This window comes from Bacillus pacificus, assembly GCF_020861345.1.
Classification (GTDB): domain Bacteria; phylum Bacillota; class Bacilli; order Bacillales; family Bacillaceae_G; genus Bacillus_A; species Bacillus_A pacificus.
Map to the genome: position 1 here is coordinate 4,692,389 of NZ_CP086328.1, position 23,207 is coordinate 4,715,595.

A 23,207-nucleotide genomic window follows, 5' to 3' on the forward strand; every position below is an offset into this window, starting at 1 on the left:
TTAACACTCCAATCTATACACTAAAAACCTCTCATTCCCATTCTTCTCATAAGCTCCAGGCAATCTTACTTCCCTCTTCAGCTCAAACGCAGTCTGATTTTCTAAGAAGAAAATATAGTCCTCAGAAGGATAATATAAAATAATATCCACTTCTCTCCCCGTTTCTTCTACAGAAAGTAAAATGTTATTTACTACGTTCATAAATACTTGTACAGAAAATGGGTTGAAGAAATAAAATCGGTTATCACGTGGATCAATCTCATATTCCTGCGCTAAACAGCATTCAAACCCAATTTTATCTTTACTGTTTCTTACCTTGCGTGCATAACGATCAAGATTATCCAACGCTTCTTTATAAAACTCTTCATTCATTTCAATTCCAATCGCTGAAGCACCGCACTTATGGTGCATATAAAAGTTCAATCGTCCTTTTCCACATCCAAAGTCTACAATCTGGTCGCTACTTCTTATTTCATATTGATTCAATAACTCATCTAATCCACTATACGGCGTCGGTTCATAACGATGATAATGCATAGACTTGTTAAATCCTTTTTGCTCACCGACTGTTTTTATATGTAAAACTGCATCATAATATTGTTCGTTCATTCGACTTCTCCTATTAAGAAATGGTACTTATTATTATACACCATGTACTGGATGCTCATTTTTCATCGAATTAATAGGTACGTGAAATTATATCGACGTTTCGACAAAGGATATCGACTTAACGACAAGTTCCTACAAAAAACAGGAGCTCCCTAGCCCCTGTCTTCTAACACTTTCAATACAGTTTGTTTTAATATTTCTACCCCATCCATAATACAACTATGATCAAACTTCATATACGGATGGTGTAATCCAGGTTGTAGGTCTGCTCCTAATCCAAGCATGACAGCTTTTAAATGTGGTCTCTTCACTGTGTAGTAATGGAAATCATCGCTTCCTGTCGTATAAAGTGGCCCCGTACATTTATCTTCCCCATACACTTCAAGAATACCTTTACGCATAAATCGCTCAGCTTCTTCTGAAACTTCAGCTCCTGGCGCGAGATCAATCCACTCATATGAAGTTTTCGATCCCATCGATGCAGCTGATTCTATGACATGCTCTATTTTTTTCTTCAATTCTTCTAATAATGTATTACTCTCCGCTCTGACATCTAAGCTAAAATGCCCGTTACCCGGAATAATATTTAAATTATCACCACCAGCTTGGCACCTCGTCATCTTTACTGAATAGGAACTTTGCGGTGGTAGCCATATGTTTTTCAAACCGATATTAATCATGGAAATAACATCAATTGCATTTATCCCTTGATGTGGGCGTGCTCCATGTGCATCTTCTCCGTGAATCGTACCCTCTAAAAATCCTGCTGCTCCGTGACGAATTGATGGGGCAGCCTGTTTCAAAGATAGTTCTTCAATCGGGCGCAAATGAACACCGAATAGGAAATCCGCATCATCCACAGCACCTTTCTCTACCATTTTTAAAGCACCATTCCCTTTCTCTTCTGCTGGCTGAAAAATAAATCTAACTGTACCACTTTTCCATCTCATATTCTTTAATTGTAAAATAAGTCCCATTACAATCGTCATATGAGCATCGTGACCACACGAATGATTCGCTTTAAATTCTCCATTCACTTCTTGCCAAAGTGCATCCATATCAGCGCGAATCGCAATAACAGGATTTCCGCTTCCAATTTCAGCAATCACGCCTGGGCAATCATCAAATATTTTATATGAAATTCCTTCTTCTTTTAAAAAGTTAGTAATATACGCTGTCGTTTCATACTCTTTCCAACTCACTTCAGGGTTTTCATGTAAATGCTGAAAAATTTCAGTTAAACGCTCTTGTAGTTCTAATGTTTTCAAAGCTACATTCTCCTTCCCAAATTCCAAAACCATTTAGGTTAATTATACTTATGAAAAACAGATGTTTTTATGAACATATTGAATTTTAAGAAAAAAGTCAATTATTTATTTTTAAACACTGAAAAAGCTTACTCTACATCTATATTACAAACTAAACAAACAACTAGAATATTACTTATTTTCTGTCTTTTATATTGACGCTTACATATATTTTTAGTTATCATAACCTAATAAACGTCTATTTTACGACAATTCTAAAAATACAAACAAACATACATAACAAGGAGGACCTTTATGAAAAAAGAAATACCTTTTGGTGTAGCCATGATCCCTATTATCATTACAGTTGCAGTTATGATGGTTACAATTGTTGTATTAAAACAAAGCCCTCACGTCCCACTTATTATTGGTACAACCGTTGCTTCCATCGTCGCTTGGCGTTACGGTTACAAATGGAACGACATTGAAGAAGCAATGTATAAAGGAATTCGCCTCGCATTACCCGCTATCGTTATCATTATCCTAGTAGGTTTAACGATCGGTGCTTGGATTGGTGGTGGAATTGTCGCAACAATGATTTATTACGGTTTAAATCTATTAACTCCATCACTATTTTTAGTTTCCATTACAATTATTTGTTCTATTGTTGCATTAGCTATTGGTAGCTCTTGGTCTACAATGGGAACAATTGGTGTTGCAGGAATGGGCATTGGCCTTAGTATGGGAATCCCAGCTCCAATGGTTGCCGGTGCTATCATTTCCGGTTCTTATTTCGGCGATAAAATGTCACCGCTTTCAGACACAACAAACTTAGCCGCAGGATTAACAAATACAGATTTATTCACACATATTCGTCATATGTTATTTACTACAATTCCAGGTTTAATTATTACTCTTATCGTTTATGCGTTCTTAGGAAGAAGCTTCGGCGCTAACAATATTGATGCAAAAAGTATCGAGCAAACGTTACAAGTATTGCAGCAAAACTTTGTTATCTCGCCTTTCCTACTAATCATACCTGTAGTCGTTATGGTATTGGTCGCTAAAAAAGTTCCTGCTATACCAGCTATTCTCGTAGGTATTATTTTAGGATTTTTATCACAAGTCTTTATTCAAGGTGGTTCTGTCTCATCAGCTGTTGCTGCACTCCAAAGTGGATTTGTCATAGACACTGGCAACAAGCTAGTAGACGAGCTATTTAATCGTGGTGGTTTAAGCTCTATGATGAATACCGTCTCTATGACAATTGTCGCTATGACTTTCGGAGGAGTATTAGAACATACAGGTATTCTTCGCTCCATTGTAAATCAAATTTTAAAATTAGCGACATCAGCAAAAGGACTTATCGCTTCAACTATCGCATCTTGCTTTGCAACAAACCTTACTTGCTCTGAACAATATATCTCGATTGTTGTTCCTTCAAGAATGTACGCGAATGCATACACAGAAAAAGGACTACATTCTAAAAATTTATCCAGAGCATTAGAAGATGGCGGAACATTAACTTCTGTTTTTGTACCTTGGAATACATGCGGTGTATTTATACTCGCAACACTCGGCGTAGGTGCTTTCGAATATGCTCCTTATGCTATATTGAATTTCATCGTACCTATTATCTCGATTATTTACGGTATAACTGGTCTCACAATTACGAAACTATCTGACATTGAAAAAGCGGAACTACTAAAAAAACAAAAAGCTCAATTAGAAGCTTAAAGATAACGGTAAATTCAGTTCGTATATTGCGCGAGGACGCCCTTGTTGATAAGGCATTTCCTCGCCGCAAATATGAACATACCCATAATCAACTAGTTTCTTTAATAACCTTTCAGTTGATCGTCGAGTCACTTGTAAGTATTCAGAAAGATCTGCTGCTGTAAACTTCAATGACGGATGTGATTGACTAAATTGAATAATCTTTGATAAATTTGCTGGGCTAAGTTTCGTTTCCTTCGCTATTTTCATTAGTTCCGGGTTGTCGTTCTTCAAACTTTGTACTCTCTGTTCTTTCGGGAACGGACCAAATAGTTCTTTATCACTTGTTAGTATATAAAAACAGTGGTCTATTGGATTATTCTTCGCGAAACCTTGGGCGATTTTAGCATTTTGCTCCGCTTCTTTCACAGTTTTTCCGTAACCAAATCCAATAGCTATCGTTCCTTCTATACTCGCAAATAAATTATTTATCATATTTGTTTTTATAATGGATTCAATATCACCACGAGTTGTATACAAAATGAACGTCATTTCATCAATTGTTTTAAATGAACCACGTAGTTCTTTTGAAATGACATTTAATTGCTCAAGCAAAACATCTCGTAATTCTAAAGAAGAAATAATACAAGCACCAACAGTAGCTGAATGGCTTCTTGCTAACTCAGCTTTTATTTTTGCATCTTTTAACCCATGTATAATAGATTGCTTTGGATCTATCATACGTTCTGAAGGAATACCTATTTTTTGAAGTTCATCATAGACAGCATGAATACTAGTTAAAGCTAAATGAGCTTCTCCAGATTGATATTTAGCTACATGAAAATCAATAACTCTATTTATTTCATCTTTACTCCACAGCATATTTTCATAATCAAACACTTGTGGACTTTCTTTTATACCGATATCCTCGAGCACATTTACAATAAATGAGCGGTCTACTAAATCAATTGAGATTTGATGTGGTTGAATACCTTGGTGATACATGACAGAAAGAATGGAAGATGCGATGGTTGTCTCGTCTTGCTGTAAGTACGTACTCGGAATTCGTAATTGTTCTCTTATTTCTTTTGCCATATAATAAGGTAAAGCACCTGAGAAAAAGATGAAATCACAAGGCTTTAAACGCTTTAATAGTTCAGAAGATTCTGCCGGATGAAGGTAAATATATGGATCAATTTCTATTTCTTCTATTTTATGAGCAATAGGTAAAAGTGTCTCCATAAACTCTTTTGAACCGACAACTGCAATTTTTATCATCATTTCTCTAACTCCTTATCATTAATTAACGACTATTTAACGTCAACTATATCAAATGTACAAAACCATTGTAAACAGGAAGGGGTCTTTATTCAATGAAAATTACAGCTATTCACCTTTATGCAATTCGTTTACCGCTTCGCGATCCGTTTGTTATTAGTTATGGTTCTTATTCTGATATGCCTTCTATTATCGTCAAAATGGAAACAGATGAGGGCATTATCGGGTACGGTGAAGGCGTCGCTGATGATCACGTTACAGGCGAATCATGGGAAAGTACTTTTCATACTTTAAAGCATACACTAGCTCCTGCCCTTATCGGCCAAAATCCAATGAATATCGAAAAAATACACGATATGATGGACAATACAATTTACGGTGTTCCAACAGCGAAAGCCGCAATTGATATTGCTTGCTTTGATATAATGGGTAAAAAATTAAATCAGCCTGTATATCAACTAATTGGTGGGCGCTACCATGATGAGTTCCCTGTTACTCACGTTTTAAGCATCGCAGACCCAGAAGAAATGGCCGAAGAAGCTGCCTCTATGATTCAGAAAAGTTACCAATCTTTCAAAATGAAAGTCGGTACAAATGTAAAGGAAGATGTAAAACGTATTGAAGCTGTACGAGAGCGTGTAGGAAATGACATCGCGATTCGCGTTGATGTAAACCAAGGTTGGAAAAATAGCGCCAACACATTAATGGCACTTCGTTCATTAGGACATGTAAACATCGATTGGATTGAACAGCCTGTCATCGCAGACGATATTGACGCAATGGCTCACATTCGTTCTAAAACAGACCTTCCACTTATGATTGATGAAGGATTAAAGAGCTCTCGTGAAATGCGCCAAATTATTAAATTAGACGCTGCTGATAAAGTAAACATAAAACTAATGAAATGCGGTGGCATATATCCCGCTGTAAAACTCGCTCATCAAGCTGAAATGGCAGGCATTGAATGCCAAGTTGGATCTATGGTCGAATCATCCGTTGCCTCTTCCGCAGGATTCCATGTCGCTTTCTCGAAAAAAATCATTACGAGCGTCGAGCTAACAGGTCCATTAAAGTTCACGAAAGACATCGGAAACTTACATTACGACGTACCATTTATTCGCTTAAACGAAAAGCCAGGACTCGGCATTGAAATAAATGAGGATATCCTGCAAGAACTTACCGTCTTTCAAGACGTTGTACGCTAAAGGAGGACTAACGCATGACAGTTCTATACGAAGGCAGATTAAAACAAAATAATGAGCAATTTCACGTTACATTACTCACACTAGAGAACATCGAACAAATCTTATCACTACAAAACGTTGTAGTTGAGACGCTTGAGGATAAAAGTCGCTTACAACCACTATCGTTAGAAGAATTTCAATACATTCTAGAAGGAAATGGCATGATGATCGGTGCTTTTATCAAAAACGAACTCATCGCATTTCGCGCCCTACTCGTCCCTCCTATCGACGATGAACATTTAGGACTTGATATCGGCTTACCAGAAAGTGAACTACACCGCGTCATCTATCAAGAAATCTCAAACGTTCATCCGAACTGCCGCGGAAATGGGATGCAAAAAATATTAGCGACAGTCATCATGGACGAATTACAAAAAGAAAACGGCAAATATGATTATGTGTGCTGCACTGTTGCACCTTTTAACATTCCAAGTTTAAAAGATAAGTTCTCACAAGGGATGGAGATTGCCGCACTGAAGGAGAAGTATGGTGGTAGTATGCGGTATGTTTTTGTGAAGGAATTGCGTGAAGACAAGGAAAAAGATTGGACGGAGATTAAGAGCGTTCCGATGAGTGACACTGTTGGACAGCAGGCTTTATTTTCAGAGGGGTATCGTGGGTATGAGATGGAGCTTTCTAATGGAGTTTATATGATAAATTCCAAAAAATAATAGTTTTTAAAGCTAGTGCTCCAGTAGTGTTTGGGAGTAAAATCCTCCCAAACACTACTTTTTTATTAGGAAATTAGCAAACAACAAATTTTCTTCCTATCTACTCAAAAGTATTTATAAAATTACAACATAGCTGCTTTAAAATACCAGTCTTTTAAATAATCTTCCACCCTATTACTTTTAATGGCTTCTTTAATTTGCCATCCCTCTATTGGAACAATTACTATATCTCCCTGTGATCCTCTTAAACTCTCTAAAGTAAATGTTTTAGCAAATCCCTTCCAAGCAATAAAAAAACCCAATTTAGCTCTTTTTCTCCTATTCTCTATTTTACTTTTAAATATAATAAGTTCATTTTTACCTATCTTTTTATCCCAATTCTTACACTCACATATGAAAATTTGTGACTCTTTACGCCAAATTTCACCCTTTGATTCATTAGTAATATATATATCAATTTCTTCAGTTTGAGTTTTTTCGTTTGCAAAAACCCTAAAACCTTCTACTTGCTCAAAAAACTTCTTTATTAGACATTCTAAGGCTCTTCCTTTTTTTTGAGAATTCCCCTCATTTTCAACAATTCGAATTAAATTTTCAAAACTATTCTGATCACTTATTAACATATCGTTTTTCAGATTCACTACATTTTTATTAATCTGATTATCAAAATGTTTAATATCTAAAATTCCCTTTTCAACCTTTTTCTGATATCTTGAACTTCGTTGTTCATACTCCATTAAATCCATATCATATCTGCATTCATTTTGAGCTAACACTTGTCCAATTCGATTAGCAATTGACTTTATAATTGATACTATAGACACATTACTAACTAATTGATATATATTTTTTTTAGATATACCCTCTAGTTTCAGTTCCAATAGACCATGAAAATCAAGGTACTCTTCAATAGTTAGATTCCTAATCCCATAGTTATCTCTAACAAAATAATTCCTCCACCTATTACTGAACGTTGGACATATATCACTATGCCGAAATTTAATTTCTTTTGTTCCTGGGACCATTTGCACAGAATAAATCAAATGCTGATTCTTAATATTTTCCTTAAGAACAGGATAAAGGTGCTTCGTTTCGCTATAATAATAACAATCTTCTTTTCTATCAAAAACATTTATAATTTCATGTATCCCCTTCTTTAATGGTTGAGGTTCTGGAAAAGAAAACACTTCAAAATTTCTTTTATCTCTAAATCCAACTATATATACTCTTTCCTTATTATGAGGCTCCCCCCCATACTCTTTAGCTTTTAATGCCTTATATACCACCTGATACCCTAGTTCATTAAGAACCTTTATAAACTGATTAAATGTTTCACCTTTATTTACTCTTAAATCACACTTTATACCTTCTAATAGAATTGCCTTAGGCTGCTTTTCTGCAATAATCTCTACAACTTTCTTCATTAAATTATTATCCGCAAATGATTTAGTATGAAGGAGAAAACTTGAAGTTAAAACATCAAAATTAGGAATGTTTTTCAATTCTATTTCATTTATATCATCTTCAACAATTTCTACTGCAACATTATTATTTCGAAAAATTTCACAAGCATCATGCCTTATATCATTTGCCCAGATAACTTGAAATCCTGCTTCTATAAACGCTTTAGTCATTCCACCTATCCCAGCAAATAATTCAATCACCCTATACTTCATATTCATTTTCCTCCTACAAATATTCTGTTACCTAACCCTATATATATCCTATAAATTTGTTCATTATTTATCTCATACTAGTCGTACAATTATTAAACCGTTACTATTCAATTATTCATATAACTTCTTCTAGTAACTTTACTTATTACATTCCCAACTTAAAGGATCTTTCTATACAAACATTTCCCCCAATTATTAGCAACTGAATTAAGTACTTTGTTTAGCCAAGAGAAAAATATTTAACGTAAATAAGTATTAATATAAAAAATCTAGAGCTATGCTATCAACCCTAGATTTTTTGTTTTATTAATTTTTCATCATGACTTTCTGCCACTGTCCTTCTTTTAACCAAACTTCCTAATTATTTTACTTCTTGTTATTTAGTTAAATTCCCCTCTTTATCCCTTTTATCATAATATTTATTCGCTAATTTTGTTAATATCACAAAAGATATAGTTAACAGAAGATATACATCTTTTAAGTTCTTCGTGACAAGATTATAGCTATCGCTTATGCAATAACTTAAAACAATTAAAACAAAAATTGTTGTGCCTGCATAAGCAAAGAATTCTCCAACACTAAAGTCTCTGCCTCTTTTACCTCGAATAAACGAATCGAACAACCCGGTCAAGGTTAACCCTACCGTAACAATGTTTGTTGTTTCTTTAAAAACAGGTTTATCAGTAATAAAATTATCTATACCACCCATTGTAAGAAAGATACTTCCCATAAAAAACATAGCTAAAACAAGTGTCCAACTCCTGGTTTTCCAATCCTTTTCTGCTGTCCAATCAACTATAAATTTGTCTATAAATATCTTTGCGATGCCCTCAATTAAATTACCAATTAAAGCAATACAGATTATACCAAAAATCATACCAAAAATTATGAAAAATAACAAAGTCAAGCTTACAATTTGAATAAATGGTTCTTGCATTTCCATATCCTCCAATATTCCCTCTACATTTAGCAGAATTATATATAAATTTTACTAAACTTTTGTTGAGTTGAGAAAAAAACATTAATTTTCTAAAATATTTTTCATTCAAAAAATCTATTCTCTATTAATAGAATACGGATATAAGGTATTAAATTATTTAGAATAAACTCAAAATACATCTCACCACTAAACCGTCATCTTCCAACTAGATAACGCTAACCAATTCTCCATTTCCTTATAATCAGGCATGATCTTCCCGACAAGACGCCAAAAAGAGCGATCATGATTTAAATGAACCATATGACACATTTCATGAACGACTACATAATCAATTACCCGCTGTGGTGCCATCGCTAACTTCCAATTGAATGTTAGCTGTAAATTTGCATCGCAAGTACCCCAAGTACGACTACTATCTGTAATACGAATAGAACGTGGTTTTGTTTTGAAATTACTTTGATGCGCTTTAATACTCTTCTCTACTAAAGTTTTACACTGCTTATAATAAAATCGTTTTAAAGCTTGCTGTATTTTCTCATCTTTAAGATCTTTCACATAAATATGTAGCTTATCTCCTTCAAACACTGCATTGTCTTGCGTAATATTTGCATCTTGAGAAATTTGTATCGGATACGTATTTCCTAAATACAAAAAGCCTTCTCCTTGATCATAATCCTTTTCCTGTGGTCCACGCGCTCGCTCCGCCATTTCCTTACGTGTTGTCTGAATCCAATCCCACTTCTCTTCTAGCAACTGGACTAAATATTCAACAGGTGTCCCTTTGGGAGCTTGCACCTCAACATTCCCGTAAGAATCCACCAAAAAACGCATCGATTTTTTCTTTTTATAAGTTATATGAAAATTAATTGTTTCGCCTAAATATGTATGTACCATTTCATCACCTAGCATATTATTTTTACAAATAAAAAAGAGTAGGATACGAACACCCTACTCTATCTATTATATCATTTACCGCTTTAACGGACTCATTATCCTCTATACTTTACAGCTAATCCTTTAATGAAATTCCTTGCGTATCTATCGCCGCACTCTTTGTAATTTTTATGGCCTTTTTTTCTTAATAGAGCGCCTAGTTCTCCCTTAGTCACCGTAACGCCTACGCTATCTAATATATCAAGTACATCCTCACTCGTTAAAGATAGTGCTATTTTCATTTTCTTTAGAAGAAGGTTATTCGCACTCTCTTTGCTTTGTACAGGTGCCGGTTGCCCTGGTTTCGGATCTTGCTTACCTCGTTTTAAAGTAATAAATCCATTTAAAAATGCCTCTAACATCATCATATCGCATGTTTTTACGTACTCATCTTCTTCCACATCAGGGTTTTCAGGTTCGTGCTGAGGCGCTCTCTTTATTTTTGTAAGCATATCAACTACATCTTCTTTCGTTACTTCCATTCCGCCAAGTTTAAAAATTTCTACCATATCTATATCTTTTATATCTAAAGCATATCTTACTCTTTTTAATATATCGTTATTGCTCATTGCCATTATTTTCCCTCCTGAAATGTTGATTATTTTTAACTTTTTATTTGTAATACAGTTTACCGTAACTAATCTCAATTTAATTATTTTTTATTATTTCAATAATTAAATTTAACAAAAAAGGTAGTGCCTTCGGATCCTGTTTGAATTTCTATTTTTGCATTATGACGGGCAGCAATGGCATAACATACGCCTAATCCCAATCCAGTTCCATTATCTTTGGTTGTGTAAAATGGAGTCCCCAGTTTCTCTAATACTTCAGGCCTGATACCATTCCCTTCATCCCGCACTGCAAGCACCACACATTTTTGCCCTTCCTTATAGGTGCTAATGGTTAGAGTTTTCCCTGTACTCATCGCTTCTAAGCCATTACGGTATAGGTTCATTAATAATTGCCTTATCTCATTACGATTTAAGAGTAATTCTGGAACGTCATTTGTATCGACTTGAATATATTTATTTTGATTATGCGTATCAATCTTTATTAAAGGAATAATATCACGGATAATTGAGTTTAAATCTAACATCTGCAAATCTGATTTCTTTGTATTACCGATTGAGAGAAATTCAGTAATAATAGAATTGGCACGATCAAGTTCTTCAACCATTAAATTAAAGTAGTTATTATGTTTCTCATAGTTGTTCTCTTCTTTTAATAACTGCAAAAATCCTCGTACTGTTGTCATTGGATTTCTAATCTCGTGGCTAATACCTGCTGCCATTTGCCCTATTAACTCTATGTTGGATAACCTTTTCAATTCCTGCTCATATTGCTTTTTTTCCGTTATATTTTTACAAATACAACAAATGCCATCATCATACGGATATGCAATGACTTCATACCAATATTCATCAGAGGTAGAAAGAAATTCGAAATGAACTGTATTTCGCTCTGACATTACACGATGAAGCTCCTTATATATAACTGTATCGATGCTACTTGGGAAGACCTCCCATATATTCTTACCTAATACATCTTTTGCTGTTTTTCTTTGCGGGAAATGTTGATGCTTATTTACGTACGTAAATTCCCATTTATTATTCAAAGTCAAGAATCCATCCGTAATACTTTCAATCACACTTGTAACTTTTTCATTAGCAACAGCTAGTTCTCTCGTTCTTTCTTCCACCATACTTTCAAGTTGATCCATATATAACAAGTTTGAAAACGTAGGAGCTGTAGCATCAACGATAGATTTTGCCAGTTGAATTCGGGAAGCATCGTAATTATGAGCTTTTGCCCCTTTACCAACGACGATTACCCCTAATACTTCTCCCATCGAAACTAATGGCAGCATCAGTAGGCCCTTACTATCTATATTTTTTGTTTGAATAACCTTTCGAAGCTTGGCTTCATAGGTTTTCTCCATCCAGTCAGTTTCTGCCCAATCACAGTCCGCGCTTAATTTCGTTGTTTTAATCGTTGTTTTATCTAGCCGGTCTAAAAGGTGGGCAGCCATGTTTTTACTCTCTAAAATCTGTCCTAAGTAAAAAAAACATTTATCAAAAATCTCCTGTACCGAGGAACACACTGATAAATCACGGGTAACATTTAGTAACAGCTGCTTCTCGGCAATAAGATTTTCTTTTTGGGTTAAATTTTTTGCGTTTTGAATGGCGACCGCCGCCATATTTACATAAGCTTCAACACTTTGAATTTCTGAATCTGTTAAGTTCATTGGAACTCCATAATCAAATAAAAAAACAAGACCAAATAACTCTTGCCCAAATGAGATAGGCAGAGCTAATAAAGACTTAATTTTGAACGCATCGACTGGTCTCGGATCCGGTCGATGATCCTTTGAGGTATCAGGAATATAGATCGTTTTTTTAGTTTCAATAACTTCTTTTGCCAGTAAGTCTATTTCAGGATCAATTACCTGCGTATCGAGCGTTACGCCATTTATGGTCTCTGGTTTTCCCGCAAACCCTCTAAATGTTCCATCTTCTTCAGGTAAATAAATTCCAACAGCGTCACACCTAACAATCTCCTCTGATATCGCCATTGTTACACGCTGCAATACTTCACGTAGTTCTAATTTTGTATTTATTATTTTTGTTATATTTGCGAGCCTAGAATATCTCGTCTGATCACTTAACATTTACATAGCCTCCAATTATAGGCGTAATAAAGTGAAACTTTATTTAATAAGTGGGGGTTTTGTTCATCCCCCACTTATTATTAGTTGAACCAATCAGGCTTTTATGGGCAGTCCGACCCCCACCTAACTTCTTTGCTTCCGCTGAATTTTGAGGTGGGGGTCTTACTGCTCGTTAATGCGGGATAAAATTGCTACACTCCATCCCTTCTAACTTTCAAAAGTTACACAGTTTCACTCCCCTGTGTCTCACTAACACTCGCCTCAAACTGATTAAGCAATGTACGCACTTCATCCGTCGACTTCGTACTCATCAACTGATTTCTCAATTCAGCAGCTCCAGGGAAGCCTTTTACATAAATTTTGAAGAAGCGATGTAGTCCTGTGATAGAGCGTGGTAATACTTCTGCATATTGATCTTGAAGATCGAGCTGTAGTCTTAAAAGATCTAGATGTTCTTTACTACTATGCTCTCTTGGTTCTTTTTCAAAGGCAAATGGATTTTTAAAGATGCCTCGTCCAATCATAACACCATCAATACCGTATTTTTCAGCAAGTTCCAGCCCAGTTTTACGGTCAGGAATGTCTCCGTTTATCGTTAGGAGCGTATTTGGTGCAATACGATCACGTAATTTTTTAATCTCCGGAATTAGCTCCCAGTGTGCATCTACTTGGCTCATCTCTTCTCTTGTACGTAAGTGAATAGAAAGGTTTGCAATATCTTGTTTGAAAATATGCGTTAACCAATCTTCCCACTCACTTAACTCTTTAAAGCCAAGTCTTGTTTTTACGCTGACAGGTAGTCCGCCTGCTTTTGCAGCTTGAATAAGTTCTGCCGCAACGTCTGGACGTAGAATAAGACCACTACCTTTCCCTCTTGATGCTACGTTCGGTACAGGGCAGCCCATATTAATATCAATGCCTTTAAATCCTAACTCTGCCATACCAATACTCATTTGACGGAAATATTCAGGATTATCTCCCCAAATATGTGCCACCATTGGCTGTTCATCTTCTGTAAAAATTAAACGACCACGTACGCTTTTCATACCTTCTGGATGACAATAGCTATCTGAGTTTGTGAACTCTGTGAAGAATACATCTGGACGACCAGCTTCACTTACTACGTGACGGAAAACAACGTCTGTCACATCTTCCATTGGTGCAAGTACGAAAAATGGTCGTGGTAAATTACGCCAAAAATTATCTATCATTTCAAATTCAAATCCTCTCACTATGAATACAATTTCAAACTCTCAATAAACCAAAAAGCAGATGGTATAGTTTTTCCTATATCAACTGCTTTCCTATTATACCAACTTCAGCCAAGCTACACACTCCACATGAGTCGTATGCGGGAACATATCAACAGGTTGTACTTCCTGCGTCTTATATCCACCTTCTTCTAGTACTTTTAAGTCACGTGCTAATGTTGCTGGGTTACATGATACGTATACGACGCGTTTTGGTTTCATGTCGATGATTGTGTTAAGTAGTGCCTCATCACAACCTTTACGCGGTGGATCTACGACCATTGTGTCAGCGATTACGCCTTCTTTGTACCATTTTGGAATAACTACTTCTGCTTCTCCTACGCCAAATTCAGCGTTTGTCATGTTGTTTAGTGCTGCGTTACGCTTTGCGTCTTCGATCGCTTCTGGGACAATTTCAACGCCGTACACTTTTTTCGCTTTTTGTGCTAGGAATAAGGAGATTGATCCAATTCCACAATAGGCATCAATTACTGTTTCATTGCCATCTAATTTTGCGTATTCTAACGTTTTATCGTATAACACTTTTGTTTGTTCTGGGTTTACTTGGTAGAATGAACGTGCTGAAATCGCAAATTTAATATCGCCGATAAAGTCATAAATATATTCTGATCCGTACAGTACTGTCGTTTTGTCTCCGAAGATTACATTTGTACGTTTCGGGTTTACGTTTTGAACAATTGATTTTACTTCTGGGAATTTCGTAGCAATTTCTTCAATGATTGCTTTTTTGTTTGGCAGTTCTGCTGTACGAGTAATGAAGACAAGCATAATCTCCCCTGTTACTTGTCCGTAACGAGCCATTACGTGACGAAGTGTTCCTTTGTTACGCTCTTCGTTGTACGCCGAAATACAGTGTTTTTCACAAATACGTTTTACTTCTTGAATCAATGTATCGTTTTCTTCTGCTTGAATTAAACATGATTCCATATTAATAATGTCATGCGTTCCTTGACGATAGAAACCAGCTACAAGTCCGCCTTCACGTTCTCCAATTGGTACTTGTGCTTTATTACGGTATACCCACGGATTCTTCATGCCGAGTACAGGGTGAACAGGAACATCGCTTAGTCCTCCGATGCGCTGCATAACGTCGCGTACTTGTTTTTCTTTCGCTTGTAATTGTCCTTCATATGTTAAATGCTGAAGCTGACAACCGCCGCACTGATTGTACACTGGGCATTCGGCATCTTTACGATATGGGCTCTCTGTATGAAGCTTCATTAAACGACCGAATGCGAAGTTTTTCTTCACTTTAATAATTTTAATTTGCGCTTCTTCATCTGGTAATCCGTTCTTAACGAAAATAGGATAGCCTTTTACTTTCGCAACACCGGCACCATCATGTGTTAAATCTTCAAATACTACATCTATAAACTCGTTTTTTTCAACTGGTGGCGTCATTTTTGTACTCATTTTCCGACCTCTCTTTTTCATAACACTGCGTTACATTTTATCATACTTATATGGTCTATTTCTATTGGAAGAAAAAAAGCTATTGACGATAGTTCTCTGTTAATGTTACGCTACTACTAATTTAATACGGACGATGTTACCTCATATATACTCGATAATATGGATCGAGAGTTTCTACCCGGCAACCTTAAATTGCTGGACTATGGGGAAAACTAATGAATATTAGACCATGTGCAAAAAGGACTCATATTGATTAGCTTTCTCTCATAGATGAAAGTGAATCCATATGGGTCTTTTTTTATTTCCATTTTTCTAAAAGGTCAGACATCTTACGTATGACATAAAACCTCTTTGTTTTATTTTTAGTAATACAACGAGCGTTTTATGTACAAACTTTATACGAACTTCTGAAAGGGGCAACTACATGCAATATGTAATGAGCATTATCGGTATTCTTGTCGTTTTAGGTTTATGTTTTGCTTTGTCAAACAACAAAAGTAAAATCAACTTCCGTGCAATTGCTATTATGATTGGTTTTCAAATTTTAATCGGTTGGTTTATGTTTGGCACAAAGATTGGTCAACAAATCATTATTTTCATTGGTAAAGTTTTCAACAAACTAATTAAACTTGGTACGACAGGTGTTGATTTTCTCTTTAATGGAATTCAAAGAGACTTTGTCTTTTTCTTAAACGTACTATTAATTATCGTATTCTTCTCAGCACTACTTTCTATCTTTAGTTATTTAGGTGTGTTACCATTCATCGTTCGCGTTGTCGGCGGTGCGATTTCAAAAATTACTGGTTTACCACGCGTTGAATCGTTCCATGCGGTAAACTCTGTATTCTTCGGTTCAAGTGAAGCGTTAATCGTTATTAAAAATGATTTACAACATTTCAATAAAAACCGTATGTTTATCATTTGTTGTTCTGCAATGAGCTCAGTTTCTGCTTCTGTTACAGCATCATACGTAATGATGTTAGATGCAAAATACGTACTAGCAGCTCTTCCGCTAAACTTATTCTCAAGCTTAATCGTTTGTTCGTTATTAACACCAGTTGATACGAAAAAAGAAGACGAAGTGATTCAAAAATTTGATAGAACGCTATTCGGAGACAGCTTTATCGGTGCGATGATTAACGGCGCGCTTGATGGTTTAAAAGTAGCTGGTATCGTTGCAGCATTAATGATCGCCTTCATCGGTGTGATGGAAGTTGTAAACTACGTAATTAGTGCAGCTTCAGGGGCAATGGGACATGCTGTTACGTTACAACAAATCTTCGGTTACGTACTTGCTCCATTCGCATTCTTAATGGGGATTCCAGCTCAAGATATTATCCCAGCTGGCGGAATTATGGGTACGAAGATTGTATTAAACGAGTTTGTAGCAATCCTTGATTTAAAAGGTGTTGCAGCAACATTATCTCCACGTACAGTTGGAATCGTTACAGTATTCTTAATTAGCTTCGCAAGTATTAGCCAAATTGGTGCGATTGTTGGTACAATTCGTGCTCTTTCTGAGAAACAAGGAAGCGTCGTATCGAAATTTGGTTGGAAAATGCTATTTGCATCAACACTTGCTTCTATTTTATCTGCGACAATCGCTGGATTGTTTATTTAATAAAAAATCACCTTACTCGTTGAAGTAAGGTGTTTTTTTTATCTATTGTTACTTTTCTCATTCCATACATCTTCTTCAAATGCTATGATGAACAAGGGTATGTCCCCACCTCTCTTACAGCGGTGGGGATTTTAAATATAAATATGTAACATAATACACAATAGAAGGTGATTTTATGAGAAAATATGTTGCAATCGCTTTATGCACCTCTGCCATTCTAGCAGGTTGTAATACTAGCAATGTAAACCAGGAACCTAAAAAAGAGAAAAAGGTTCAAGAAACTAAGAAACAAGCAGATACTGTGCAAGAACAAGGTAAAATTTCTTATCAGCCCATTACACACGAAGCTACAAATACTACCATTCATATGACAGATATAAAAGATGCTTTAACTGAAGTACAATATAAAATTTGGCGTACTGCTGATGGAAGGGAACACACTAAATCTTTTTCTTCTAAAGAAAAGGAGAAACAGTTTACACTTCCTTTTGATATAAAAGAATTTGAAGGAAAACGCGGTGAGTTTCAAATTGAAGCAATAGGTATAAAAGAAGATGGGAAAACCATTCCACTCACAAAATCTGCTATTACTTTCGAGCAAAAAGTTCCCGTTCTTATGTACCATGCAATCGATGATTATCACGGACAAGGCATTAAAGACTTATTCGTATCACCTGCTAACTTTGAAGCCCAAATGAAATATTTAAAAGACAACGGCTATACATTACTAACTTTTGAACGTTGGGGTGATATTAATAAAGTAAATAAACCTATCTTTGTTACATTTGATGACGGTATGAAAAATAATATGAATGCATTCCATGTTTTACAAAAGCTAAAAGACGATACGTTTAAACCAACAGCAACAGAATATATGATTGTTGATAACGTTGATGTAGAAGGATCACTGTCTACTTCTGAAATAAAAGAAATGGTCGATTCCGGCATTTTCTCAGTGCAATCTCATACAGCGACGCATGCAGACTTACCGAAAATTACAAACTATGAAGAGGAATTAAAAGGATCAAAAGAAAAGTTAGAAAAAATAACAGGTAAGCCCGTTATCGCAGTTGCTTATCCATTCGGTCATGTAGATGATAAAGTCGTTGCAGAAACGAAGAAATATTATCAATTTGCGACGACAACAAAACCCGGAAAATTCATTACAAAAGGTGAACCCGATGAATTGTTAAAAATGAAGCGTGTTCGCATACACCATACGACGACCGTAGAACAGTTTGCTTCTTCGATTCAATAACGATGAGGGCTCAATATATTTTGAGCTCTCTTTTTACGCTATATTTATATATATTTTTTGAATTTTCTTGTATTATATATAGTAAGAAATCTTTCAAATTAAAGGAGATTATACATATGTCATTTGAACAAACGTTAGAGAAATATGCTGCCCTTGCAGTCAATGTTGGTGTTAATATTCAACCAGGACAAACATTATCAATTAGCGCACCTCTTGAAGCTGTACAATTTGTACGCCTCGTTACAGAAAAAGCATATAAATCTGGTGCAAAACACGTATATGTGGATTGGAATGATGAGACGTTAACACGCTTAAAGTTTGATCTAGCTCCTGAAGAAGCATTCGCTGAGTTCCCATCTTGGAAAGCACACGCTCGTGAAGAATTAGCAAAAGAAGGCGCTGCATTTATGTCTATTTATGCAGAAAACCCTGATTTATTAAAAGGTGTAGAACCAACGCGTATCGCAACAGCTCATAAAGTAGCTGGTGAAGCAATGAAAGTATACCGTGATTACGTACAAGCTGATAAAGTAAGCTGGTGTGTCATTTCTGTTCCTACGAAAGAATGGGCTGCGAAAGTATTCCCTGACGTTGCACCAGAAGAACAAGAAGCAAAACTATGGGATGCTATTTTCAAAGCGACTCGTGCTGATTTAGAAAATCCTGTGGAAGCATGGAAAGAACACGATAAAACATTACATACAAAAGTTGATTACTTAAACGAAAAGCATTATAAAGCTCTTCACTATACAGGTCCTGGAACAGATTTAACGATCGAACTTCCAGAAAAACATGTATGGGCTGGTGCTGGTAGCTTAAATGAAAAGAACGTACCATTTATGGCGAACATTCCAACTGAAGAAGTGTTTACAATGCCACTTAAAACAGGTGTAAACGGCCAAGTATCTAGTACAAAACCGTTAGCATTTGCAGGTAACATTATCGATAACTTCACGTTAACATTTGAAAACGGACGTATCGTAGATTATAAAGCTGAAGTTGGAGAAGAAGCTTTAAAACATTTAGTAGAAACAGATGAAGGTTCTCACTTCTTAGGAGAAGTAGCTTTAGTACCTCATGATTCACCAATTTCAAACACAAATATTTTATTCTACAACACGCTATTTGATGAAAACGCATCTTGCCACCTTGCAATCGGAAATGCTTATGCATTTAACTTAGTTGGCGGAAAAACGATGTCTAAAGAAGAACTTGCTGAAAATGGCGCAAACGCTAGTATTACACACGAAGATTTCATGATTGGATCAGCTGAGCTTGATATCGACGGCATTACTGCTGATGGCAGACATGAGCCAATCTTCCGTAAAGGTAATTGGGCGTTTTAACAAAAGCAAAAGGCTATCTTCCGCACTGGAAGATAGCCTTTTATGATGCAGATGAAACCTTAAGCCCAATGACACCCAAAACAATAAAAAGAATACAAAATGCTTGAAATAAACTAATATGCTCTTTAAAAAAGTACACACTAATGATTGTAATAAGCAATGTTCCAACGCCAGACCAAATAGCATAAGCAATACTTAAATGGATCTTTTTCACAACGATGGCGAACACGCTGAAACAAATTCCATAAAACACGAAAATCAGTACACTCGGAACAAGCTTTGTTAAACCGTTTGATAATTTCATCGCAATTGTTCCAGCTACTTCAAAAATAATTGTTACAAGTAATAATAGCCAATATACCATACTAGAATCTCCTTCTCTGTTACCTTATAGAGATTCTAGTATACTACTTATAGTCCTAATGAAATATATTTAATTTCTAAATATTCCTCGATACCGAAATGACCTCCTTCACGGCCAATACCACTTTCTTTAAAGCCACCGAACGGTGCTTGTGCAACTGATGGAAGTCCATCATTTAATCCGATAATACCGTACTCTAACGCTTCGCTAATTTGGAATGCTTGACTAATATCTTTCGTGAAAATGTACGCTGCTAAACCGTATGGTGTATTGTTTGCACGTTCAATTACTTCTTCAACCGTTTTAAATTTCGCAACAGGTGCAACTGGTCCAAATGTCTCTTCATTCATACAAAGCATCGTATCATTCGCCAATCCAATTACAGTTGGTTGCATAAAGTATCCGTCTAGCTCTGCAACCTTTTGACCACCATATAAAACTGTTCCACCCTTTTGAATAGCATCTTCAATATGTTCCTGTACTTTCGAAACTGCATTCTCGTCAATAAGTGGTCCTACAGTCGTTCCGTCACCGAAACCGTCTCCTACTTTCAACTGCCCTACTGCCTTTTGAAACTTCTCTGCGAATACTTCGTAAACTTCTTCCTGAACAAATACTCGGTTTGTACATATACACGTTTGTCCTGCGTTACGGAATTTCGAACCGATTACTGCCTCTACTGCTTTATCTAAGTCTGCATCATTCATAACAATAAACGGTGCGTGACCGCCTAACTCAAGTGAAACCTTTTTCATCGTTTGTGCCGCACTAGCCATTAACTCTTTCCCAATTTCCGTTGATCCTGTAAAGGACACTTTTCGAACACGCCCATCTTCCATCCACGTATCAGCAATTGCTTTCGCACTACCTGTTACAATATTTATTACGCCTTTTGGAATGTCTGCTTCATGAGCTAATTCAGCTAATTTTAACGCAGTTAACGGCGTTTGACTTGCAGGTTTTACAACCGCTGTACATCCTGCTGCAAGCGCCGGAGCTACCTTTCTCGTAATCATAGCGGCCGGGAAGTTCCAAGGCGTAATAGCTGCCATAACGCCAACTGGTTGCCTCATAACTAAAATACGTTTATTCGGATGAGAAGCAGGAATCATTTCACCATATACGCGTTTTCCTTCTTCTGCATACCATTCGACAAAACTATTTGCATAATTCACTTCACCAAGCGCTTCTGCAAACGGCTTTCCTTGTTCTCTCGTCATAATCGCTGCAATCTCTTCTTTATTTTCATCGATAAGTGTAAACCATTTTTTTAATTTCACTGCACGGTCTGCCGCTGTTAACTTAGACCATGATTTAAAAGCTTCATGTGCAGCATCAACGGCTTGCTTTGCCTCAGTTACCCCACCCTTTGGTACAGTCGCAAATATTTCCTTCGTTGCTGGATTATTTACTTCGATTTGTTCTTGCAATGTAATCCACTCACCATTTATATACATCGCCTTTTTCTCTACATTTACAAACGTCGCTTTTTTATCCAATGTTCTCTTCCTCCTCTATAAGTTTCTTTATTTTCCTCGTGGCAGCAGATTGACTTATTTTTAAAAACTCCGCTACTTTATAACTCGATCCATATGTTTTATATGCTTTCAAAATAATATTTCGTTCTACTTCTTCTAACATTTTATAGAGACTTTGACCAGACTGTTCAACTGTTGATTCTTGCATCGCTATTGGCAAATCTTCTATCGTAACGATATCATCAGCAGTTATAACAATTCGCTCAATCACATTTTCAATTTCTCTATTATTTCCTTCCCACGGGTAACCAACAAACATTTGCAATGTGCTAGGCGCTAATTTTACATTCCGACCATATTTCTCGTTAAAGTGTTGTAAATAATGATAAATAAGTGGCAAAATGTCTTCTGTTCTTTCCCGTAGTGGCGGGATTACAATGGGAATAACATTCAGACGATAATATAAATCTTTCCGAAATGTTCCTTGTTTCACCATCATACTTAAATCTCTATTTGTTGCCGCTACAATTCTAACGTCCACCTTTTTTAATTCTCTTCCGCCTATAGGGCGAAACGTTTTTTCTTGCAACACTTGCAAAAGCTTCGCTTGAATTTCAAGCGGCATTTCACCAATTTCATCTAAGAAAAGAGTTCCTTTATGCGCTGATTCTAATAGCCCCTTTTTCCCTTCACGATTCGCACCTGTAAAAGATCCGCCTGAGTATCCAAAAAGCTCTGATTCAATTAAATTCGTTGGCAATGCCGCACAGTTAATTTCATAGAAACTTTCATTCTTCCGGTTACTCACTTCATGTAAATGACGCACCAATCGACTCTTTCCTACTCCTGTCTCACCTAAAACGAGAACAGTACTATCTACCACGGATACTTTCTTAATTGTCTCGACTATTTTTTGCATAGCGATACTTTTAAAAATAAGTCCTTCATGTTCATATGTTTCTCTTAATTCTTTTTTATATGTTTTTAACTGATTATCCATTTCTTCTACCTTTTGACGTAATTGATAGAGTTCTGTAAGATCACGAGAGTAACTGATCACCCTTCTTAAATTGCCCTCTTCATCAAAAACAGGCCTTGTACGAACGTGTAAATACTCTCCTGATTTTGTCGTTTGAACGAGTTCAATCGGTCTCTTTTTTTCAATTACTTCTAACGTTGCCGATGGATAAAAGATACCATCCTTCTGCAATTCTTTTACATGTTTACCTACTAACTCTTTAGCAGCCAATTGATAGTGCCTTTCACATGTACTATTTACACGTACAACGATTCCCTTTTCGTCAGTCACAAAAATTTCGTCAAACGCATATTCAAATACATCTTGTAAATCCATTAACACTCGTTCCTTTTCTGCAACCATCCTAGCCACCCCTAACTTCCAATCCGTCGATTCACTTCACTACCTTTATTATAAAGTGAATTTTCTGGATTTTATATAGAGTCAGCTAGA

Annotated in this window: 19 protein-coding genes and 1 riboswitch; of the genes, 6 read left to right on the forward strand and 13 right to left on the reverse strand. The window is 36.1% G+C overall.

Annotation, left to right across the window (positions count from 1 at the left end; translation table 11 throughout):
• Complete coding sequence (locus LMD38_RS24185) at positions 1 to 609, reverse strand: class I SAM-dependent methyltransferase (RefSeq protein WP_061183773.1); 609 nt, start codon at positions 607 to 609, stop codon at positions 1 to 3.
• A gap of 152 nt (positions 610 to 761) precedes the next feature.
• Complete coding sequence (locus LMD38_RS24190) at positions 762 to 1,877, reverse strand: M20 peptidase aminoacylase family protein (RefSeq protein WP_000853529.1); 1,116 nt, start codon at positions 1,875 to 1,877, stop codon at positions 762 to 764.
• Between the two features lie 294 nt (positions 1,878 to 2,171).
• Here LMD38_RS24190 and nhaC point away from each other — a divergent pair, with 294 nt between their 5' ends.
• Positions 2,172 to 3,593, forward strand: coding sequence for a Na+/H+ antiporter NhaC (gene nhaC, locus LMD38_RS24195; protein ID WP_000711544.1), 1,422 nt, complete (start codon positions 2,172 to 2,174; stop codon positions 3,591 to 3,593).
• Here nhaC and LMD38_RS24200 read toward each other — a convergent pair.
• On the reverse strand, positions 3,582 to 4,853 hold the full coding sequence (locus LMD38_RS24200) for a hypothetical protein (RefSeq protein WP_000972831.1): 1,272 nt from the start codon (positions 4,851 to 4,853) through the stop codon (positions 3,582 to 3,584). The two genes, nhaC and LMD38_RS24200, sit on opposite strands and share 12 nt — an antisense overlap.
• Before the next feature lie 92 nt (positions 4,854 to 4,945).
• On the opposite strand from LMD38_RS24200, the gene LMD38_RS24205 reads away from it, so the two are divergent.
• On the forward strand, positions 4,946 to 6,055 hold the full coding sequence (locus LMD38_RS24205; protein WP_016716329.1) for a mandelate racemase/muconate lactonizing enzyme family protein: 1,110 nt from the start codon (positions 4,946 to 4,948) through the stop codon (positions 6,053 to 6,055).
• 14 nt (positions 6,056 to 6,069) lie between these two features.
• Positions 6,070 to 6,765 carry a hypothetical protein gene (locus LMD38_RS24210; protein WP_061183771.1) on the forward strand — a complete coding sequence of 232 codons (696 nt, stop codon included), beginning with the start codon at positions 6,070 to 6,072 and terminating at the stop codon, positions 6,763 to 6,765.
• Positions 6,766 to 6,887: 122 nt separating this feature from the next.
• Here the strand turns inward: LMD38_RS24210 and dcm are convergent, their stop codons facing one another.
• The 7 genes from dcm to rlmD form a co-directional block, all read right to left on the reverse strand.
• Complete coding sequence (gene dcm, locus LMD38_RS24215; RefSeq protein WP_061183770.1) at positions 6,888 to 8,441, reverse strand: DNA (cytosine-5-)-methyltransferase; 1,554 nt, start codon at positions 8,439 to 8,441, stop codon at positions 6,888 to 6,890.
• A 376-nt stretch (positions 8,442 to 8,817) separates the two neighbouring features.
• On the reverse strand, positions 8,818 to 9,378 hold the full coding sequence (locus LMD38_RS24220; RefSeq protein ID WP_061183769.1) for a hypothetical protein: 561 nt from the start codon (positions 9,376 to 9,378) through the stop codon (positions 8,818 to 8,820).
• Between the two features lie 189 nt (positions 9,379 to 9,567).
• Positions 9,568 to 10,275, reverse strand: a complete 708-nt coding sequence (locus LMD38_RS24225; RefSeq protein WP_061183768.1) for a M48 family metallopeptidase — start codon at positions 10,273 to 10,275, stop codon at positions 9,568 to 9,570.
• Between the two features lie 95 nt (positions 10,276 to 10,370).
• Complete coding sequence (locus tag LMD38_RS24230) at positions 10,371 to 10,889, reverse strand: YehS family protein (protein WP_001251709.1); 519 nt, start codon at positions 10,887 to 10,889, stop codon at positions 10,371 to 10,373.
• 92 nt (positions 10,890 to 10,981) lie between these two features.
• Positions 10,982 to 12,985 (reverse strand): GAF domain-containing sensor histidine kinase, encoded by a 2,004-nt coding sequence (locus LMD38_RS24235; protein ID WP_073530557.1) that lies wholly within the window; start codon positions 12,983 to 12,985, stop codon positions 10,982 to 10,984.
• Between the two features lie 221 nt (positions 12,986 to 13,206).
• Complete coding sequence (locus LMD38_RS24240; protein ID WP_000566719.1) at positions 13,207 to 14,196, reverse strand: tRNA dihydrouridine synthase; 990 nt, start codon at positions 14,194 to 14,196, stop codon at positions 13,207 to 13,209.
• A gap of 96 nt (positions 14,197 to 14,292) precedes the next feature.
• Positions 14,293 to 15,669, reverse strand: coding sequence for a 23S rRNA (uracil(1939)-C(5))-methyltransferase RlmD (gene rlmD, locus LMD38_RS24245; RefSeq protein ID WP_073530556.1), 1,377 nt, complete (start codon positions 15,667 to 15,669; stop codon positions 14,293 to 14,295).
• Positions 15,670 to 15,790: 121 nt separating this feature from the next.
• A riboswitch (purine riboswitch) is annotated at positions 15,791 to 15,892 on the forward strand.
• Positions 15,893 to 16,093: 201 nt separating this feature from the next.
• Between rlmD and LMD38_RS24250 the strand changes: the two genes are divergently transcribed.
• From LMD38_RS24250 to LMD38_RS24260, 3 genes are all read left to right on the forward strand, one after another.
• Entirely contained in the window at positions 16,094 to 17,290 is a 1,197-nt protein-coding gene (locus LMD38_RS24250) for a NupC/NupG family nucleoside CNT transporter (RefSeq protein ID WP_001200497.1), read from the forward strand.
• A 175-nt stretch (positions 17,291 to 17,465) separates the two neighbouring features.
• Positions 17,466 to 18,548, forward strand: coding sequence for a polysaccharide deacetylase family protein (locus LMD38_RS24255; RefSeq protein ID WP_100634646.1), 1,083 nt, complete (start codon positions 17,466 to 17,468; stop codon positions 18,546 to 18,548).
• A 116-nt stretch (positions 18,549 to 18,664) separates the two neighbouring features.
• The gene (locus LMD38_RS24260; RefSeq protein WP_000007360.1) at positions 18,665 to 19,894 is read left to right on the forward strand and encodes an aminopeptidase; all 1,230 of its coding nucleotides are present in this window, start codon (positions 18,665 to 18,667) and stop codon (positions 19,892 to 19,894) included.
• A gap of 40 nt (positions 19,895 to 19,934) precedes the next feature.
• Here the strand turns inward: LMD38_RS24260 and LMD38_RS24265 are convergent, their stop codons facing one another.
• From LMD38_RS24265 to LMD38_RS24275, 3 genes are read right to left on the reverse strand one after another with little or no spacing between them, the layout of a single operon-like run.
• Entirely contained in the window at positions 19,935 to 20,258 is a 324-nt protein-coding gene (locus LMD38_RS24265; RefSeq protein ID WP_000263262.1) for a DMT family transporter, read from the reverse strand.
• A 47-nt stretch (positions 20,259 to 20,305) separates the two neighbouring features.
• Entirely contained in the window at positions 20,306 to 21,757 is a 1,452-nt protein-coding gene (gabD, locus tag LMD38_RS24270; RefSeq protein ID WP_227585297.1) for an NADP-dependent succinate-semialdehyde dehydrogenase, read from the reverse strand.
• Entirely contained in the window at positions 21,750 to 23,117 is a 1,368-nt protein-coding gene (locus LMD38_RS24275) for a sigma-54 interaction domain-containing protein (RefSeq protein WP_000225163.1), read from the reverse strand. The genes gabD and LMD38_RS24275 overlap by 8 nt, the downstream gene beginning before the upstream one ends.
• Positions 23,118 to 23,207: the final 90 nt, after the last annotated feature.

What these genes read in the sequence shown, in the direction of transcription:
- LMD38_RS24260 (WP_000007360.1), top strand. Translation starts at nt 18,665, where the DNA reads ATGTCATTTGAACAAACGTTAGAGAAATATGCTGCCCTTGCAGTCAAT.
- LMD38_RS24205 (WP_016716329.1), top strand. Translation starts at nt 4,946, where the DNA reads ATGAAAATTACAGCTATTCACCTTTATGCAATTCGTTTACCGCTTCGC.
- LMD38_RS24250 (WP_001200497.1), top strand. Translation starts at nt 16,094, where the DNA reads ATGCAATATGTAATGAGCATTATCGGTATTCTTGTCGTTTTAGGTTTA.
- LMD38_RS24240 (WP_000566719.1), bottom strand. Translation starts at nt 14,196, where the DNA reads ATGATAGATAATTTTTGGCGTAATTTACCACGACCATTTTTCGTACTT.
- LMD38_RS24265 (WP_000263262.1), bottom strand. Translation starts at nt 20,258, where the DNA reads ATGGTATATTGGCTATTATTACTTGTAACAATTATTTTTGAAGTAGCT.
- LMD38_RS24220 (WP_061183769.1), bottom strand. Translation starts at nt 9,378, where the DNA reads ATGCAAGAACCATTTATTCAAATTGTAAGCTTGACTTTGTTATTTTTC.
- LMD38_RS24275 (WP_000225163.1), bottom strand. Translation starts at nt 23,117, where the DNA reads ATGGTTGCAGAAAAGGAACGAGTGTTAATGGATTTACAAGATGTATTT.
- LMD38_RS24225 (WP_061183768.1), bottom strand. Translation starts at nt 10,275, where the DNA reads ATGGTACATACATATTTAGGCGAAACAATTAATTTTCATATAACTTAT.
- LMD38_RS24230 (WP_001251709.1), bottom strand. Translation starts at nt 10,889, where the DNA reads ATGGCAATGAGCAATAACGATATATTAAAAAGAGTAAGATATGCTTTA.
- LMD38_RS24255 (WP_100634646.1), top strand. Translation starts at nt 17,466, where the DNA reads ATGAGAAAATATGTTGCAATCGCTTTATGCACCTCTGCCATTCTAGCA.
- LMD38_RS24200 (WP_000972831.1), bottom strand. Translation starts at nt 4,853, where the DNA reads ATGATGATAAAAATTGCAGTTGTCGGTTCAAAAGAGTTTATGGAGACA.
- LMD38_RS24235 (WP_073530557.1), bottom strand. Translation starts at nt 12,985, where the DNA reads ATGTTAAGTGATCAGACGAGATATTCTAGGCTCGCAAATATAACAAAA.
- LMD38_RS24210 (WP_061183771.1), top strand. Translation starts at nt 6,070, where the DNA reads ATGACAGTTCTATACGAAGGCAGATTAAAACAAAATAATGAGCAATTT.
- nhaC (WP_000711544.1), top strand. Translation starts at nt 2,172, where the DNA reads ATGAAAAAAGAAATACCTTTTGGTGTAGCCATGATCCCTATTATCATT.
- rlmD (WP_073530556.1), bottom strand. Translation starts at nt 15,669, where the DNA reads ATGAGTACAAAAATGACGCCACCAGTTGAAAAAAACGAGTTTATAGAT.
- LMD38_RS24185 (WP_061183773.1), bottom strand. Translation starts at nt 609, where the DNA reads ATGAACGAACAATATTATGATGCAGTTTTACATATAAAAACAGTCGGT.
- dcm (WP_061183770.1), bottom strand. Translation starts at nt 8,441, where the DNA reads ATGAAGTATAGGGTGATTGAATTATTTGCTGGGATAGGTGGAATGACT.